This is a genomic window from Variovorax sp. RO1, from assembly GCF_002849325.1.
In the GTDB taxonomy this organism is placed as follows: Bacteria; Pseudomonadota; Gammaproteobacteria; order Burkholderiales; family Burkholderiaceae_C; genus Variovorax.
On sequence record NZ_PKMT01000012.1, the window covers coordinates 17,530 to 33,793 of the forward strand.

Genomic DNA, 16,264 nt, shown 5'->3' on the forward strand with positions numbered 1-16,264 from the left:
TTAACTGTCAGTAATCAATCAAGAAGGGGAAGAAACATGAAAGATATCTACGTCAAGTTCGGCAGCCCGGCCATCAACGGCGAGTCGCAGGACAAGGACCACAAGGACTGGATCGAAGTCAGCTCGTGGCAGCACAGCATCGTGCAACCGCGCTCGGCCACCGCGTCGACCGCCGGCGGCCACACCGCCGAGCGCTGCGAGCACGGCGAGATGATCTTCACGAAGGACATGGACGTCGTCAGCCCGCTGCTGTACCAGCACGCGTCGGGCGGCACCACCTTCGACGAAGTCACGGTGCAGTTCTACCGTGCCGACGGCGAAGGCAAGCGCGTGCAGTACATGGAGATCAAGCTCAAGTACGTGCTGATCGCCAGCGTGAACCCGAAGGTCGTGAGCACCGACGTGGCCAGCGTGCCGAGCGAGACCTTCTCGCTGAAGTACGCCGCCGTGCAGTGGAAGTACACGCAACAGAAGATCGGCGGCAACCAGGGCGGCAATTCGCAAGGCGCCTGGAGCCTCACGAAGAACGACAAGACCTACTCGGTCTGACACCAGTCGGGCAACGTGGACCGCGGCGCAGGCCGCGGTTTCTTTTTGGCGCCGCGCCCCCGCGCGGCGCCTTGCGTGCCCGCTGTCCGACGCGAGAGACAGGGAGTGACCCATGACAGGATTCGAACCGGGCCTGCTCGACAAGCTGTTCGATGACGACTGGCGCGGTCCGGCTTCGCCGGTGCTGCGCCATTTGTCGCTTGACGAGGTCAAGAACGTGGTCGCACGCGACCTCGAATCCCTGCTCAACACGCGCATGGTCTTCGACGACGCCAAGCTCGAGGCCTACCCCGAGTGCCGGCGTTCCGTCATGACCTACGGGCTGAGCGATTTTTCGGGCCTGAGCCTGGCCAGCCACTACGACCGCTCGTTCATCTGCCGCTCGCTGGAGCAGGCCATTGCCCGCCACGAGTCGCGCCTGCGCGATGTCTCGGTGTCGCTCGAGGTCGACGGCCAGGCCAGCACCCACATGCTCTATTTCGGAATCACCGCCTTGCTCGTGCTGCCCGAGTTGGCCGAGCCGGTGAACTTCGACGCCATGCTGCAGCCCACGACGCTGCAGTACTCCATCACCCGCGGCACCGGCAAGAGTCGGTACGCCTAGCGCCACGATCCGCGCACACGACGCACACCATGGACGAGTTGCTGCCCTTCTACGAACGCGAGCTGGCCTTCCTGCGCGGCTACTCGCAGGAGTTCGCCAAGGGCTACCCGAAGATCGCGGCGCGCCTGGCCATCTCGGCCGACGCCAGCGAAGACCCGCACGTCGAACGCATGATCCAGTCGTTCGCACTGCTCACGGCCCGCATCAGCAAGAAGCTCGACGACGACTACCCCGAGCTCACCGAAGCGCTGCTCGAGGTGATGTACCCGCACTACCTGCGGCCCTTTCCGTCGTGCTCCATTGCGCAGTTCGATGCCGGCGGCGCGGCGCTCGCCAAGCTCAGCAAGCCCATCACCATCGCGCGCGGCACCGAGCTCACCTCGCAGCCGGTGCGCGGCGGCGCCTGCCGTTTTCGCAGCGTGTACGACGTCACGCTGGCAGCAGTGCAGGTGTCGAACGTGGTCTACCACTCGGTGGTCAACGCGCCCGCGCAGGCCTCGCTGCCGCGCAACGCCACGGGCTGCCTGTCGGTCACGCTGGAGGCCACCGGCGAGCAGAAGTCGCTCGGCACCCTGGCGCTCACGCTGGCGCGCCTGCGCACCTTCATCGATGCCGAGCCCTCGCTGGCCACGGCGCTGGCCGACGCCATCTTTCTGAAGACGGCCGCCGTCTTCGTGGAGCCCGAGCGCAGCGGCAAGTGGACGCTGGTGCAGGGCGAGGCGCTGCACCCCGTCGGCTTCGACGAGGCCGATGCGCTCATCGAACTGCCGGCGCGCTCGCACCCGGCCTACCGCCTGCTCAGCGAGTACTTCGCGTTTCCCGAAAAGTTCAACTTCGTCGACATCGACCTGGCGAACGCGCTGCGCCACATCGGCTCGTGCCGCTCGATCACGCTGCACCTGGTGATGACCGACGTGCGCGCCGACTCGCCCACGGCGCGTCTGCTCGAAGGCGTGTCGAGCCGCAACCTGCGCCTGGGCTGCACGCCCGTCATCAACCTCTTCAAGCAGCGCAGCGACCCCATTCGCGTCACGCACGCTGCGGCCGCGTACCCGGTGGTGGCCGATGCGCGCCGCGCCTTCGGTTTCGAGGTCTACAGCATCGACTCGGTCAAGCTCGTGAAGCAGACCGCCGAGGGCGACGCCTACATCGAGTTCCGGCCCTTCTATTCGCTGCACCACGGCGAGCATCCGAAGGAGGCCGAGCACTACTGGTTTGCGCGCCGCAACGAACTCGTGGCGCAGCGCAGCCCGGGCTACGAGACCGAGCTTTCGATCGTCGACATCGACTTCCAGCCCTCGCTGCCGCAGACCGAAACGCTGAGCATCGACCTCACCTGCACCAACCGCGACCTGCCGCATTCGCTGGCCTTCGGCCTGCCCGGCGGCGACCTGTTCATCGAGGGCAACTCGGTGGCGCGCTCGATCCGCATGCTGCGCCGCCCGACGCAGACGCTGCGCATGCCGCGCGGCAAGGGCGTGCAGTGGCGGCTGGTGTCGCACCTGTCGCTCAACCATCTGTCGCTGGCCACCAGCGGGTTGCCGGCGTTGAAAGAGATGCTGCGGCTGTACGACCTGGGCCGTTCGGCCGTGTCGGCGCGGCAGATCGAGGCCATCACCGCGATCGAGCAGCAGGCCACCACCCAGTGGTTGCCCGGCAAGCCCTTCGCGACCTTCGTGCGCGGCATCGAGCTCAAGCTCACGGTCGACGAGACCGGCTTCGTGGGCAGCAGCCTGCAGGCCTTTGCCCGCGTGATGGACCATTTCTTCGGTCTCTATGTGCACCTGAACAGCTTCACCCAACTGGTGATCGTTTCGGCGCGCGACAAGGAGGAGCTGGTGCGATGCAAGCCCCGCAGCGGCGAATCGATCCTCCTGTAGCCGAAAGGCTGCTGCGCGAACCCTACCGCTTCGAGTTTTTCCAGGCGGTGCGGTTGATCGAGCTCATGCTGCTCAAGCGGCAGGAGCGCGACGTGCACCAGCGCCTGGTACCCGGCGAGCGCATGGTGCCGCGCTGGGTGCGCTTTCGCAGCTCCACGAGCCTGAACTTCCCGCCCAGCGAGATCGAGGCGCTGGCGGTGCGCGACGCCGTGGGCGAGCTGATGTCGGGTGCGCAGCTGTGCGAGCCGCCACTGCCGCATGAGGACGAGCACGGCCTGAGCCGCATCGAACTCACGCCCGCGTCGTTCGGCATGCTGGGCGTGTCGGGCGCCTTGCCCATCGTCTACACCGAGATGCTGATGCGCCGCGAGCAGCATCTGCGCGACAGCTCGGCGCGCGCCTTTCTCGACGTGTTCAGCAACCGCGCCGCCGCGCTGTTCTATGCGGCCTGGCGCAAGTACCGCCTGCCGCTGCACTACGAGCACGAGCGCAGCCGCGCCTACCTGCCGGTGCTGCTGTCGATGGCGGGGCTGGAGCACACGGCCCAACGCGATCCGCTGACCGATGGCACGGGCACCGTGTTCGACGAAACCGTGGCCGGCTACGCCGCCGCCGTGCGTCACCGGCCAATGTCGGCGGCCTACCTGCAGCGCGTGCTGTCCGATTACTTCCGCAGCCACATCCGCATCGAGCAGTTCCTCGGCAAGTGGTACGACATGCCCGTGCAGCAGCGCTCCAAACTGGGCGAGGGCAACGTGAGCCTGGGCCAGAACGCGATGGCGGGCGAACGCATCTGGCAGCGCGACCTGCGCATCCGCCTGTGGATCGGCCCACTCAAGCGCAGCGCGCTGCGCGAGTTCTTTCCGGGCCGCGCGCATGCGAAGGCGCTCGAAAAAATGCTGGCGCTGCTCGCCGGCGTGACCTGCGAATACGAAGTGCGCCTGATCCTGGCGCGCGAAGAAGTGGCCGCCGTGCAGCTCAGCGACAGCGGCGGCAGCCACCTCGGCTGGGACAGCTTCATCACCACCTGCGAGGCCGAGAGCGATCGCAGCGACACGCAGTACGAGCTTCAGCCCCTGCAGTGACCTTTCAACGAACACGACCGACAGAAGAACACCACCGCTCATGAGCACCTCGCTGAAGACACTGATCACCAAGCTCAACGCCAGCGCACGCATGGCCACGCAGCGCGCCGCCAACCTGTGCCTGGCCCACGGCCACTACGAGGTGGACCTGGAGCACCTGTTCCTGGCGCTGCTGGAGCAGACCGACAACGACCTCGCGCGCGTGCTGCACGCCAACCGCATCAGCGCCAGCGCGATCCAGTCGGACCTGGAGCGCGAGATCCAGACCTTCAAGAACGGCAACACGCGCACGCCCGTGTTCTCGCAGCATCTGCAGCAGCTGTTCCAGCAGGCATGGCTGCTGGCCTCGCTCGATGCGCACGCGGCGCAGATCCGCTCGGGCCACCTGCTGCTCGCGCTACTGACCCAGCCCGATCTCGCGCAGCTCGCGCAGCGCGGCTCGCCGCTGTTCGCGAAGATCCGCCTCGAAGACCTGAAGCACGACTTCGACAAGCTCACCGACGGGTCGAGCGAAGCGGCCGAAGCCGGCGCCTCGGGCGCGGCGGCCGAAGGCGATGCGCAGCAAGCGCCGGCCGACCCGCTGGCCGCGGGCGTGCCCGGCAAGACGCCCGCGCTCGACCAGTTCACCACCAACCTCACGCAGCGCGCGCGCGACGGCGCGCTCGATCCGGTGATCGGCCGTGACACCGAGATCCGCCAGGTCATCGACATCCTGATGCGCCGTCGCCAGAACAACCCCATCCTCACGGGCGAGGCCGGCGTCGGCAAGACGGCCGTGGTCGAGGGGCTGGCACTGCGCATCGCGGCGCAGGACGTGCCCGAGTCGCTGCGCGCCGTGGCGCTGCACACGCTCGACATGGGCCTCCTGCAAGCCGGCGCGAGCGTGAAGGGCGAGTTCGAGAACCGCCTGAAGAACGTGATTGCCGAAGTGAAGAAGAGTCCGCACCCGATCGTTCTCTTCATCGACGAGGCCCACACCATGATCGGCGCGGGCGGCCAGGCCGGGCAGAGCGATGCGGCCAACCTGCTCAAGCCCGCGCTGGCACGCGGCGAGCTGCGCACCATCGCCGCCACCACCTGGGGCGAGTACAAGAAATACTTCGAGAAGGACGCGGCGCTCGCGCGGCGCTTCCAGGTCGTGAAGGTCGAGGAGCCCAGCGAGACACTGGCCGCCGCCATGCTGCGCGGCATGGTGCCGCTGATGGAGAAGCACTTCAACATCCGCGTGCTCGACGAAGCCATCACCGAGGCCGTGCGCCTGTCGCACCGCTACATCAGCGGACGGCAGCTGCCCGACAAGGCGGTGAGCGTGCTCGACACCGCGTGCGCGAAAGTGGCGCTGGGGCAGAGCGCGACGCCGGCGCTGATCGAGGAAGCGAATCGCGGCCTCGAACGCATCGAGGCCGAGAGCGCCGCGCTGGTGCGCGACACCGCGGCTGGCGGGCGCCATGAAGCGCGTCTTGCCGAACTGGCGGAACAGAAGAGTGCGCTGCAGGCCGAGCTGGCCGCGAGCCAGCAACGCCTGGCCGAAGAGAACGCACTGGTCGAACGCATCCGTGCGCTGCGCGCGCAACGCGATGAATCGGCGGCGCTGCCCGAGGCCGCACCCGCAGTTGCGGAGAAAGCCCCCGCCCGCGCCGCCAGCCGCAAGAAGACCGCCGCCATCGCAGACCCCGCGCGCGACCAGCTCGATGCCCTGCTCGCCGAACTGCGCGCGCTGCAAGGCACCACGCCGATGGTGCCGCTGCAGGTCGACGGCCATGTCGTCGCCGAGATCGTCTCCGCCTGGACCGGCGTGCCGCTGGGCCGCATGGTCAAGGACGAGATCAAGACCGTGCGCGCCCTCGACACCCTGCTCGCCGAGCGCGTGATCGGCCAGGACCACGCGCTGGCCGCCGTGGCCCAGCGCGTGCGCACTGCGAGCGCGCGCCTGGAAGACCCCAACAAGCCGCGCGGCGTGTTCATGTTCGTCGGCCCCTCGGGCGTCGGAAAGACCGAGACCGCGCTCGCGCTGGCCGACATCCTGTACGGCGGCGAGAAGAAGCTCATCACCATCAACATGAGCGAGTACCAGGAGGCGCACAGCGTCTCGGGCCTGAAGGGCTCGCCGCCCGGCTACGTGGGCTATGGCGAAGGCGGCGTGCTCACCGAAGCCGTGCGCCGCCAGCCCTACAGCGTGGTGCTGCTCGACGAGGTCGAGAAGGCCCACCCCGACGTGCTCGAGATGTTCTTCCAGGTGTTCGACAAGGGCATGATGGACGACGCCGAGGGCCGCGAGATCGACTTCCGCAACACGCTGATCATCCTCACGTCGAACATCGGTTCGTCACAGATCATGCAGGCCTGCCTCAACAAGGCCGATGAAGAACGCCCCGCGCCCGACGCGCTGGCCGACGCGCTGCGCCCCGTGCTCATGAAGGCCTTCAAGCCGGCCTTTCTCGGCCGCATGAAGGTGGCGCCGTTCTATCCGATCACCGACGCGGTGCTCGAGCAGATCATCGCGCTCAAGCTCGGCCGCATCCGCGACCGCATCGCGACGAACCACAAGGCCGTGTTCGAGTGGGACGATGCGCTGGTCGAGGCCGTGCTCGCACGCTGCACCGAGGTCGACTCGGGCGCGCGCAACGTCGACCACATCCTCAACGGCACCTTGCTGCCCGAGATTGCCGAGGCCGTGCTCACGCGCATGGCCGACGAGACGCCGCTCGCGAAGATCAAGGCCAGCTGCGGCAAGAGCGGCGAGTTCCGCTACCGGATCACCTAGGCGCGGCAACGGCGCGTGCCCACGGGAGAACCAGAACAATGACGACGAACTTCACATCGGCCTCACTCGGCGGGCTCATGCGCGCGGGCATCACGCAGCGCGAGCGCCTGCTGGTGCTGCACACGCCGCTGGGCGAGAACAAGCTGCTGGCCGAGCGGCTGGACGGCGTGGAAAGCATCGACGGCGGCGGCTTTCGCTTCGAACTCACCGCACTGAGTGACGACGCGCAGATCGAACTCAAGACCCTCATCGGCCAGGGCGTGCGCCTCGATCTGCAGACCTCACAGAGCCGCACCGAACTGCGCCCCTTCCACGGCCATGTGAGCGAGGCCGAGTGCGTGTCGAGCAACGGTGGCATGGCGCGCTACCGCATCGTCATCGAACCCTGGATGGCCTTCCTGAGGTATCGCCAGGACAGCTGCCTGTTCCAGCACCAGAACGTGTTCGACATCGTCGATGCCGTGTTCGGTCGCTACCAGAGCCAGGGCCAGCTCGTGCCCCAGTGGCGCTGGGAGATCGCCCAGCGCGACATCTACCCCGTGCGCGGCATCACCACCCAGTACCAGGAGAGCGACTTCGACTTCGTCGCGCGCCTGCTCGCCGAAGAGGGGCTGTACTACTGGTTCGAGCACGCCACCGGCAAAGACGGCGCCCTGGGCAGCCACACCCTCGTCATCGCCGACCACGCCGGCGCCTTCCGCGCCAACGCGCAAGCCGCCATCCGTTTTCACCGCGCCGATGCCAGCGAGCGCGAAGACACCATCCAGCAGTGGCGCGGCCACCGCCAGCTGCAGACCAACAGCCTCGCGCAGCAAAGCTGGGACTACAAGAGCGTGAGCGCACGCCCCGTTCAACAGCAAAGCCGCGCCGCGGGCCAGCGCACCTTGCACTGGAGCGACGACCCCGGCGCCTACGGCTGGGAGACCAGTGCACAAGGCGAACGCCTGCTGGCCAACGCCCTGCAGGCACTGGAGCTGCGCAACAAGCGCTTCGAAGGCCGCAGCGCCGTGCGCACATTGGCACCCGCCACCACCTTCACCCTGAGCGGCCACGAGCAGCACGACAAGGACAGTGAACAGGAGCGCCGCTTCGCCGTGCTCGCCGTGCGCCACATCGCGCGCAACAACTTCGACGAAGACCTGAAGACCGGCATCGGCGAGCGACTGGGCCTGCCCGACATCGCCACGGTGTTCGACAGCGGCAACGGCGACAAGACAGCAGACGCCGTCACCCACTACCGCAACGAATTCACCACCGTGCGCGCGACCATCCCTTATCGGCCCCTGAGCCTGGACGGCCACGGCCAACGCATCCACCCCAAGCCCAGTGTGCACGGCAGCCAGAGCGCCATCGTCATCGGCGTGGGTGGTGGCGATGCCCCGGTTCACACCGACCGCGACCACCGCATCAAGGTGCAATTCCACTGGCAACGTGGCAGTGCGTCCAGCGCACGCCAGTCGCGCACCGACGGCCAGGACAACGCGCCCGCCACCGACCGCCTCGGCGCCTGGGTGCGCGTGGCCGCCAGCGCCGCCGGCGACAACTGGGGCCAGATGAGTTTGCCGCGCGTCGGCCAGGAAGTGCTGGTGGAATTCCACCACGGCGACATCGACCGCCCCGTCGTCGTCGCCGCGCTGTACAACGGCGCCGGCCAGGTCGACGCCCAACACAACCAGAAATCAGCAGGCGCCGCCCAGTCCACCGGCAACGCGCCCGCATGGTTCGCCGGCGAAGGCAAGGGCGCCAAGGAACATGCGCACAACGCCGTCTTCAGCGGCATCAAGACCCAGGAACTCAGCACCAGCCAGAGCGGCGACGGGGGCTACAACCAGCTCGTCTTCGACGACACCCCGGGGCAGGGCAGCACCAGCCTGGCCACCACCCAGGCCAGCAGCCGCCTGCACCTGGGCCACCACAAGCAGCAGGACGACAACGCGCGCGGCAAGGGCCGCGGCCACGGCGCCGAGCTGGCGACCACCGCGCAAGGCGCGATCCGCGCGGGCTCAGGGCTGCTCGTGAGCGCCTACGCGCAGCCGAACGCCAAGGGCGCGTTCATGGCGAGTCGCGAAGCACAGCAGCAGACCAAGCAGGCTGAAGAACTTGCCACGTCGCTTGCGCAGAGCGCGCAGACGCAGAAGGCGCAGATCAAGGGCGAAGGTGCTCCGAATGATCTGCCGGCCATCGCGGCGTTGAAGCATGTGGCTGAAGTGCTGGAGGCCAAGCAGGAAGGCGGCGGACCCTCGGGCAGCAACGGATCAAGCAACAGCGACATCAAGGCCACCGAAGGCGGCCACGGCAGCGTCACCGCGTACAGCGAGCCGCACCTGCAGTTCAGCGCGCCGATGGGCATCGGCTTCGTCACGCCCAAGGAAGTGATCGCCGTGAGCGGCCAGCACACCGCTATCGTCGCGAGCCAGGACATCGACCTGCCCGCGCAGGGCCAGATCGCTCTGAGCGTGGCCAAGGGGGTGAGCCTGTACACCGTGGGCGCGAAGGCGGGAGAAGGCGGCGAACCGAACCAGGAGCGCGGCATTGCACTGCACGCGGCCAGCGGCAAGGTGAGCCTGCAGAGCCAGACTGGGGCCACCAAGATCGCGGCGGACAAGAAAGTGACGATCGCCAGCACGGCGAAGACCGTCGATGTCGAAGCACCCAAGCACGTGCTGCTGACCAGCGCGGGGGCGTACATCAAGCTGGAAGGGTCGAGCATCAAGATCCATGCGCCGGGGAAGGTGACGTTCAGGGGGATGCATAACTTCGTCGGGCCGATGGGGGACAAGACCAATGAGGCGGTGAAGGCTGGAAATCTGGCCGACTGCGAGTGGAAGAAATGACGAATTCGGATCAAGCACCCGGGCCCGATGCCGACGAACTGCGCGCGCAGCTTCGAGCGAAGTTTTTCCAGTGGCGCGAGGTGTATCCCCACGCTCACATCTATGCGTTGCTCGACCTCAATTGTCCTGTTGCGCCGTACGACGAACTGCATCCCTCGCACCTGAGCCAGCGACCGATGGAGCGGCACATCGAGCCGGTGCACAGGCCCGATCTGGCACATGAAATCGAACTTCTGCCGCAGCTCTTGCAGTTGTACGTGGCTGGTGAGCATGGCTACGCGGACGAGGCGCTGATCGATCTCATGCTGGACAGTGCGGTTGCGCGTTGCCGCAGCGTAAACGGCGCCTATGTGGCAGGCTGGCTGTGCAGTGATGCATCGCCCGCCGCCGTGGCGCGCCACTTGTCCAAGGCGGGGGTGGTGTTCGACAAGAGCCAGGCACGCCAGCGCTATCTGCCCTTTTTCGAACCCTATCGACTGGCCTTGCTGGCAGACGATCCGGCTGCGGCAGGATTCTTGCGGCGCTGGTTGGGGCCGGTCAGGCATTGGGTGCTTGTCGACACGGCGGGGGCTCTCAAGATCGTATCGGCATCGTCGCCAGACGATGCCGAAAGCGCCGTGTCGCTGGGTCTCGAACAGTTCGCGTCGCAGGCGCGCATTGCCACCGCACGCTTTGTCGTGATGGCGCTGACGCGCTCAGGCATCACCATCGCCACGCAGCCTGAGTTGCGCATCGACGCCGCGATACGCAGCGCCACGCACAGCGGCCTCTCCCGCACAGAAGACATCGTCTTCTACGCGCTCAACGTCTTCACGCTGGGTTCCCGATGGGCCGAGCATCCGCAGGCCGCGCAGTTGATTCGTCAGGTGGCCGGTGCGCCCGATGACCAGGTGGGGCTGGCGCAGCTCGTTGCCGCCTTGCCCGACGTTGTGCTCGACGAGATTGCCGCGAGTGCGCACGAGTAGCCATCGCATCAGACAAAAAAACGGGGGAACGCAAGCTCATGGGAACCGAACAAACCAAGGCAAGGACGGCAACGGGCGCACAGACCATTCGCGCGAACGGCCAGGCTGCCGAAGCGTGTGCGTTGGGCGCCGACGGAAAGTGCGCGTTCTGCGGTCGGGTGGGCCTGCCGGTCTTGCCACTGCGCTATGCGGTCACGCCATCGTTCCTGCCCGGTGGGGTGGCCGATCCGACCACATGGGCCAAGCTTGGAACGGGTTTGAAGGGCAAGCCGCCCGAGGGGCTCAAAGGTCATCGCTATGCCTTGCGCACCCTGCGCAAAGGCTTTGTCATGGTCTATTTTGGATCGGGCCTTTGGCATACCTATGCCGTGACCGCGAGCGGGCTGCTTCGCAAGCTGGCAGACCCCGACGACCCCGACTTCAAGACCGACCGTGAAATGACGCCGGCCTGCCTGCGCGAAGGACACAACGTTCCCGCGAGCTTCATCACGATCCCGTTGATTCCGGTGGGTGCAACGCGCGCACTGCCCACCAAGTTCTGGATCGCTTTCAGCGACGTGCCATGGACGCGCCGCGTGCGCCAGAAGTACGAGGGTGCCGGTGCCGCCGGCGCGCGAACCGGGCGCATGCAGGAATTCAGTACAGACCCTCTCGGCAAACAAGCCGATACCGTGGCCGATGCGTTCCAGCTTCACCCGGACGAGGACAGCACGACGAAACGCCTGAACCGCCTGGTTCTTGAATATGCCGAAAACGATGCCCAGGCGCGTTCGCGTACCGAGTACGACGCCATCGACCCCTACGACCCGAAGAAGCGCAACCACATTGAATGGGAGAGTGCGCACGGCGTGAGCATGCGCACCGGTGGGGCGCCGGCGGTGGCCAAGTTTTCCGTCAAGCCGAGCGAGTTCAACGGCCAGCAATTCATGGCCAGCGCCATTGTGCTCAACGATCCCCTGGGCATGGTGCAAGAGCTGAACGTGACGCGACTCAAGGTCATGGACTCTCGCCAGCGCTACCTGAGTGATGTCCGCATTGCAAGGCCGTTGTTGATTTCCCAATCGATCCTGGGTCTGAAGCACCTGATCGGCGAACAAGTCGCTGCGACCTTGCTGGAGGAGGAAACGAGCAAGGGCCTGCCCGACGTGCAGACCGAGAGGCAGGTCTTCGTGGACGATCTGCCGCGCTATGCCCAGACGGTCACCACGACGACCACGCGCAAGGACCGTGTCGATGCCAAGGTGACGAGCCTGTGGTCTTCATTGCAAAAATACTATCGCGAAAAAGAGCGCGATGCCTTCGATACCACGCTGAACGCCACGCTCAAGCGCTTTCAGGACTGGCTCGTGCGCAACGATGCCGACTACGCGTACTGGCTCGCGCAACCCGAATGGGTGCTGCGTCGCCGCGACTTCGACAACGAATCACCTGCGCAGCAGGATGTGTTGATCGAGGCTTTCGCCCTCGCGCTCAGCGGGGGACCCAGCGCAAGCCCTTCTCAGGGCCAGGGGGCGCCGCAGGACAGCCGTGTCTACGAAGTCTGGAAAGACTTCATTGCCAAGAAGCCCACCGACGAGGCCAACCCGATCTACGCGGCCATTTTTGGCGACCAGGAAGGACTGCTCGAGTTCCTTCTGCCCGAAGGGGCCGATCCGACGGAGGACAAGCTGCACAAGGGCAGCAAGCTGTTCAAGGCGGTGAAGAACATCATCGGCACCAAGGAGTTGACCAGCACCACGCTCAAGGGTGTGCGCGAAGAAGGCTTCAGCCTCACGCGCGAAGCGACGGACAAAGTCCCCAATCCGATTCGCGCCCAAGGCGCGGCTGTCCTGGACCGGATTCGCCGCGGCTGGATTCCCAAGGCCACCGGTGCCGTGGCGAACAGCCTGTTCACTGTCGGAAGTGCGCTGTCGCGCATGGCTGCCCATGCGGTCAGCGAGATCGCCCAAGCCACCGTTCTGCGTGCGATTCAGGGCGCGGTGCTCTTGTATGAGCGGCGAGAGATCATCCTCGTCACCTCCCGCATCAAAGTGCGCGAGTACCTTGCGTACCTCAACGACGTGGCCTTTCGCGCCTCCGATATGGTTTTCGACGCCGCGGCCAGGGGCGTACGCCGTGTGGCCCAGGCGGGCAAGAATACGGTGCGCTCGATGTCCGTTGCCGGTGTGCTGCGCATCAGCGACAAGAAGACGCGCGACGGCTTCATCGAGGTCATGAGCTGGGCTTTCAACGAGTTGGACGACGTGACGAAAGCGATCGACGCGTTGCCTCCTGCACAAGACGCCGCGCGCTCGGCGCGCCAGGCCGCCCAGGCTGCCACCGCAGCCGAAACCGCTGCGATGGCCACGGTCATGCGCGTACACCCACTGACCATCAGCCCCGGTGCGCAGAAGTTCGTGGATGCGGTGGTAGCGCGCGCGAGCGCCGCGAAGGCCGGGACGGCCAACGTGCTGGAGGCCGTGACACGGGCCAGCCTGAGGTTGAGCAGTACCGGTTCGGGCATCCTGGCCGTGGCCTCGGTGCTGGTTCAAGGGTGGTCGCTCAAGGACAGCTACAACAAGGCGGACAAGACCTTCCTGGGAAACAACGAAGCGCGCGTTCTGCTCGTAGCGGGCGGCACCGCATTCATCGGGGCATTTGCCGAAGCCATTGGCCTGGGGCGAAAGCTGATAGGTGCGACGACATGGGGAACCTCGCTCGGGCGTCTGGGAGGGGCGGTTGGCGGGCTGGCCTCGATCGTGGAGGGAGTGCAGGCCGGGATGGCTTCTCTCAGGACGGCTCGCCGCGGCGATACCGATGCCAGCGTGCTCTATGCGCTTTCAGGTGCCGCGATGGTCGTGGGGGGGGCCGTTGGCATCTATGGCGCGCTCACCGGTGCGGCCCTGCTCGGCCCGATCGGATGGGCGCTGCTCTTGGTCGTGGCTGGCGTGTTCTTGCTGTACTTCGCGATGAAAGCCGAGGACAGCCCGGCCGCCATCTGGCTTGACCGTTGCTATTGGGGCAAGGGGTCGCGCTATGCGAACGCGAAGAACCCGGCCGACCGTCCCTGGACGGACAAGGAAATTGACGACGAGCTGAGCCAGCTCAACGCCATCATCATGGGGCTTGCCGGTGAAACCGGCTTCAACGACGACGGCTGGGGCTTTACCGACCTCCGGTGGGATACGGTCAAGGCCAAGATCACGTTTCCAAACTATGACTCGGCAGACTCGGCTTTCGAGTGGACGCTGCGTGCGGTCAAGGGCCACAAGGCAAAGAGCGTGACGCTTGCAAGCGGAAAGCACAACACGCTCCCGGTCGACCCGGGCGCTGTCGTCCTTGCGGGCCGTGCCGCTCCCCGCCAGAACGACAATATTCAATACTTCCGCAACCTCGTGGGGCCGACCTACAGGCTGGAGGGCAAGAATAAGGACGTTCTTGTCGCCGAGGTCAGCGTGGAGGTGGCGGTGGCGCTCTTTCAGGACGTCGAGTTGACGGCCGAGTACGTGCCAGACACCTCAGACCCGCACGGCCGAGCGAGCCTGGTGCTCAACGAAGAAGACTGAGCATGCCCACTGACACAACGCGGTTGCGAGCGCCCCGCATCATTCCCGCCCACCCTCAGTGGGCCCAAGACCTGGCGTTGCGGGATGCACCGCCCTCGGGCAAGGCCGACAGCTGGGACGAGTTGAACCATCTGGACGAGGTCTATCTGGAGTTCTCGATGGCCTCGGATATTCCCAGGGGCTTCATGCTGTGGGGCGGCGTAGCCTGCGTGGCGGTAGGGCTGGGGCTCAGCTATCTTCTGTTCAAGGTGACGACCTGGGAGGGGGTTGCCAACTGGATGGTGGGTTTGTTGATCGTGATGTGGTTTGTGGCCCTCAGCCACGGCATCTTCTTCCTGCGCTTCGACCTGTGCCTGCCCAAGGACCGGCCTGTGCGCTTCAATCGCTCCCAAGGCAAGGTCTACGCCAACAGCTATGTCTGGAATCACAACCCCTTTGGCCGTTGGGGAGGGCGCGTGAAGGTATTCGAATGGTCCACGCTCCAGGCCGAGATCACCAAGCAGATCGGCGCCAGTGGCGAAGTGGTGACGCAGCGCTACGCGCTCGAACTTGTGGCTTGCAAGGCGGTCTCGTTCGAAGCGGTGGATCGATTCCGTCTGCAGCATGGTGCTCAAACGACGCTAGAGTACGAAGAGCAGTGGGAGTTTTTGCGCCGCTACATGAACGAAGGCCTTGTGGGCCTGCCCCTGCAGAACCTGCGCAACCAGAACCCGAGCTTCATCGATTGCCTGTTGTTCGCCATGCCGTGGTTTGCCCCCACAGAGATGGGGCGACGCGCGCGGCAGCGCATGCGTGGCGTCCTCGGCGTGCTGACGATGGTGCTGATGTCGTTGCTGTTTCCTCTGTGGCTGTTGTTCGGCATCGGCAATTTCATTGTGATGCGCCTCGCTCCAGAAGCGAGCTGGCCTGCCGGCGTGGACGAAGCCTCGAAGTCGTCCTCGTGACCACACCACCGTTCCTCGCCCATCGCCTGCGATAGACGCCTGCGTGTTGTCCCTCTGTTCTCTTTTTCCATGAATCGATTCGCTCTACTCGTCGCATCCGTTGTCGCAGTCCTCGTCGCATCGGCGGTGGCCTATCGCGGCTATAGGGTGAACACGAGCACCTCCGATACATCCACCGCGGTATCGAGCGACGAGAGCCGGGCCGAGGGAAGGCTGTTGGCGAAGCTTCGTTTCGATGCACCGTCCTTTGGCGATTGCTCGGTCCATGACGCGTGGCTGGAAAAGTCCTCCACGTTCGTGACGCGCAGCTGGTTCGGAATCCGTCTTGGCAACGAGACCATTCCGACTGCCGCCATCCATGTGGTCCTCAACATTCCCAAGGACCCATTCCCGTCTGCGGAAAGCTTGAGCTTCGACGAGACGAATCCGACCGCCTCCGACCTGGGGCTGACGGGCTCGTTCACCCAGACCGTCACGATCAACGCGAAGCGCTACTGGCTGTTCGGATCGAACACCGTGTTTCCGCCGCCTGCGGTCATGAAATTCAGCTGTGGCACAGCAAACGCACATGCAACGTTGGCGAACTAGGATTTTTCCGGTCCACGCGATGTCGATCGGCCAGCCCCTGAACCGACAGGGCGGGAAGATCGCGCGCGGCCATGCATCGAACGAAGACCGGTACGACCGGCACTGACACCAGGGAGGTGGATAAGCATGTCATCAGACACATCAAGCAGCGTCATGTCGACCTATGGCGCAGCGCCATGGAAGCTCGAAGGCCTGAACGTCGCGCGGCTCTCCGAGCAGGCGCGGCTCATCAAGCTGCAGCTGCCCGCCTCGGCGCCGCAGAACGCCGTCGTCGTCGAGCGCTTCACCGGCACCGAAGGCATCAACGAGCTCTTCGAGTTCACCGTCGACACGCTCGCCACGTCGAGCGAGTTCGACCCGTTCGCGATGATCGGTGAAGAGCTGAGCCTGCGCCTGCTGCTGGCCAATGGCAGCTTTCGCACCTGGCACGGCTACCTCACGGCCGTTGATGCGCTGGGCGGTGATGGGGGCCTTGCGCGCTACCGCCTGCACCTGCAGCCCTGGCT

General features: G+C 65.8%; 11 protein-coding genes. All 11 read left to right on the top strand.

Features of this window, described 5'->3' with window-relative positions:
• The first annotated feature begins 36 nt into the window (after positions 1-36).
• Positions 37-549, top strand: coding sequence for an Hcp family type VI secretion system effector (locus CY658_RS32165; RefSeq protein ID WP_062474768.1), 513 nt, complete (start codon positions 37-39; stop codon positions 547-549).
• Positions 550-661: 112 nt separating this feature from the next.
• The gene (gene tssE / locus CY658_RS32170; protein WP_095747206.1) at positions 662-1,153 is read left to right on the top strand and encodes a type VI secretion system baseplate subunit TssE; all 492 of its coding nucleotides are present in this window, start codon (positions 662-664) and stop codon (positions 1,151-1,153) included.
• A 29-nt stretch (positions 1,154-1,182) separates the two neighbouring features.
• On the top strand, positions 1,183-3,033 hold the full coding sequence (gene tssF / locus CY658_RS32175) for a type VI secretion system baseplate subunit TssF (RefSeq protein ID WP_101494024.1): 1,851 nt from the start codon (positions 1,183-1,185) through the stop codon (positions 3,031-3,033).
• Entirely contained in the window at positions 2,997-4,118 is a 1,122-nt protein-coding gene (gene tssG / locus CY658_RS32180; protein WP_101494025.1) for a type VI secretion system baseplate subunit TssG, read from the top strand. Before tssF ends, tssG begins: the two co-directional genes overlap by 37 nt.
• 40 nt (positions 4,119-4,158) lie before the next feature.
• A complete protein-coding gene (gene tssH / locus CY658_RS32185) occupies positions 4,159-6,882 on the top strand; it encodes a type VI secretion system ATPase TssH (protein WP_101494026.1) in 2,724 nt (907 codons plus the stop codon).
• A 38-nt stretch (positions 6,883-6,920) separates the two neighbouring features.
• Positions 6,921-9,716, top strand: a complete 2,796-nt coding sequence (locus CY658_RS32190) for a type VI secretion system Vgr family protein (RefSeq protein WP_101494027.1) — start codon at positions 6,921-6,923, stop codon at positions 9,714-9,716.
• Positions 9,713-10,681 (top strand): hypothetical protein, encoded by a 969-nt coding sequence (locus CY658_RS32195; RefSeq protein ID WP_101494028.1) that lies wholly within the window; start codon positions 9,713-9,715, stop codon positions 10,679-10,681. Before CY658_RS32190 ends, CY658_RS32195 begins: the two co-directional genes overlap by 4 nt.
• Before the next feature lie 38 nt (positions 10,682-10,719).
• Positions 10,720-14,226: a T6SS effector BTH_I2691 family protein gene (locus CY658_RS32200; RefSeq protein ID WP_143713835.1), complete on the top strand. Its 3,507-nt coding sequence runs from the start codon at positions 10,720-10,722 to the stop codon at positions 14,224-14,226.
• A gap of 2 nt (positions 14,227-14,228) precedes the next feature.
• The gene (locus CY658_RS32205) at positions 14,229-15,170 is read left to right on the top strand and encodes a DUF6708 domain-containing protein (RefSeq protein WP_101494030.1); all 942 of its coding nucleotides are present in this window, start codon (positions 14,229-14,231) and stop codon (positions 15,168-15,170) included.
• Positions 15,171-15,239: 69 nt separating this feature from the next.
• Complete coding sequence (locus tag CY658_RS32210) at positions 15,240-15,758, top strand: hypothetical protein (RefSeq protein ID WP_143713836.1); 519 nt, start codon at positions 15,240-15,242, stop codon at positions 15,756-15,758.
• A gap of 153 nt (positions 15,759-15,911) precedes the next feature.
• The coding region (locus CY658_RS32215; protein WP_257885048.1) for a contractile injection system protein, VgrG/Pvc8 family at positions 15,912-16,264 on the top strand (353 nt) is incomplete at its 3' end.

Excerpts from the sequence above, each read along its gene's own strand:
- CY658_RS32165 (WP_062474768.1), top strand. The coding sequence starts at position 37 with ATGAAAGATATCTACGTCAAGTTCGGCAGCCCGGCCATCAACGGCGAG.
- tssE (WP_095747206.1), top strand. The coding sequence starts at position 662 with ATGACAGGATTCGAACCGGGCCTGCTCGACAAGCTGTTCGATGACGAC.
- tssF (WP_101494024.1), top strand. The coding sequence starts at position 1,183 with ATGGACGAGTTGCTGCCCTTCTACGAACGCGAGCTGGCCTTCCTGCGC.
- tssG (WP_101494025.1), top strand. The coding sequence starts at position 2,997 with ATGCAAGCCCCGCAGCGGCGAATCGATCCTCCTGTAGCCGAAAGGCTG.
- tssH (WP_101494026.1), top strand. The coding sequence starts at position 4,159 with ATGAGCACCTCGCTGAAGACACTGATCACCAAGCTCAACGCCAGCGCA.
- CY658_RS32190 (WP_101494027.1), top strand. The coding sequence starts at position 6,921 with ATGACGACGAACTTCACATCGGCCTCACTCGGCGGGCTCATGCGCGCG.
- CY658_RS32195 (WP_101494028.1), top strand. The coding sequence starts at position 9,713 with ATGACGAATTCGGATCAAGCACCCGGGCCCGATGCCGACGAACTGCGC.
- CY658_RS32200 (WP_143713835.1), top strand. The coding sequence starts at position 10,720 with ATGGGAACCGAACAAACCAAGGCAAGGACGGCAACGGGCGCACAGACC.
- CY658_RS32205 (WP_101494030.1), top strand. The coding sequence starts at position 14,229 with ATGCCCACTGACACAACGCGGTTGCGAGCGCCCCGCATCATTCCCGCC.
- CY658_RS32210 (WP_143713836.1), top strand. The coding sequence starts at position 15,240 with ATGAATCGATTCGCTCTACTCGTCGCATCCGTTGTCGCAGTCCTCGTC.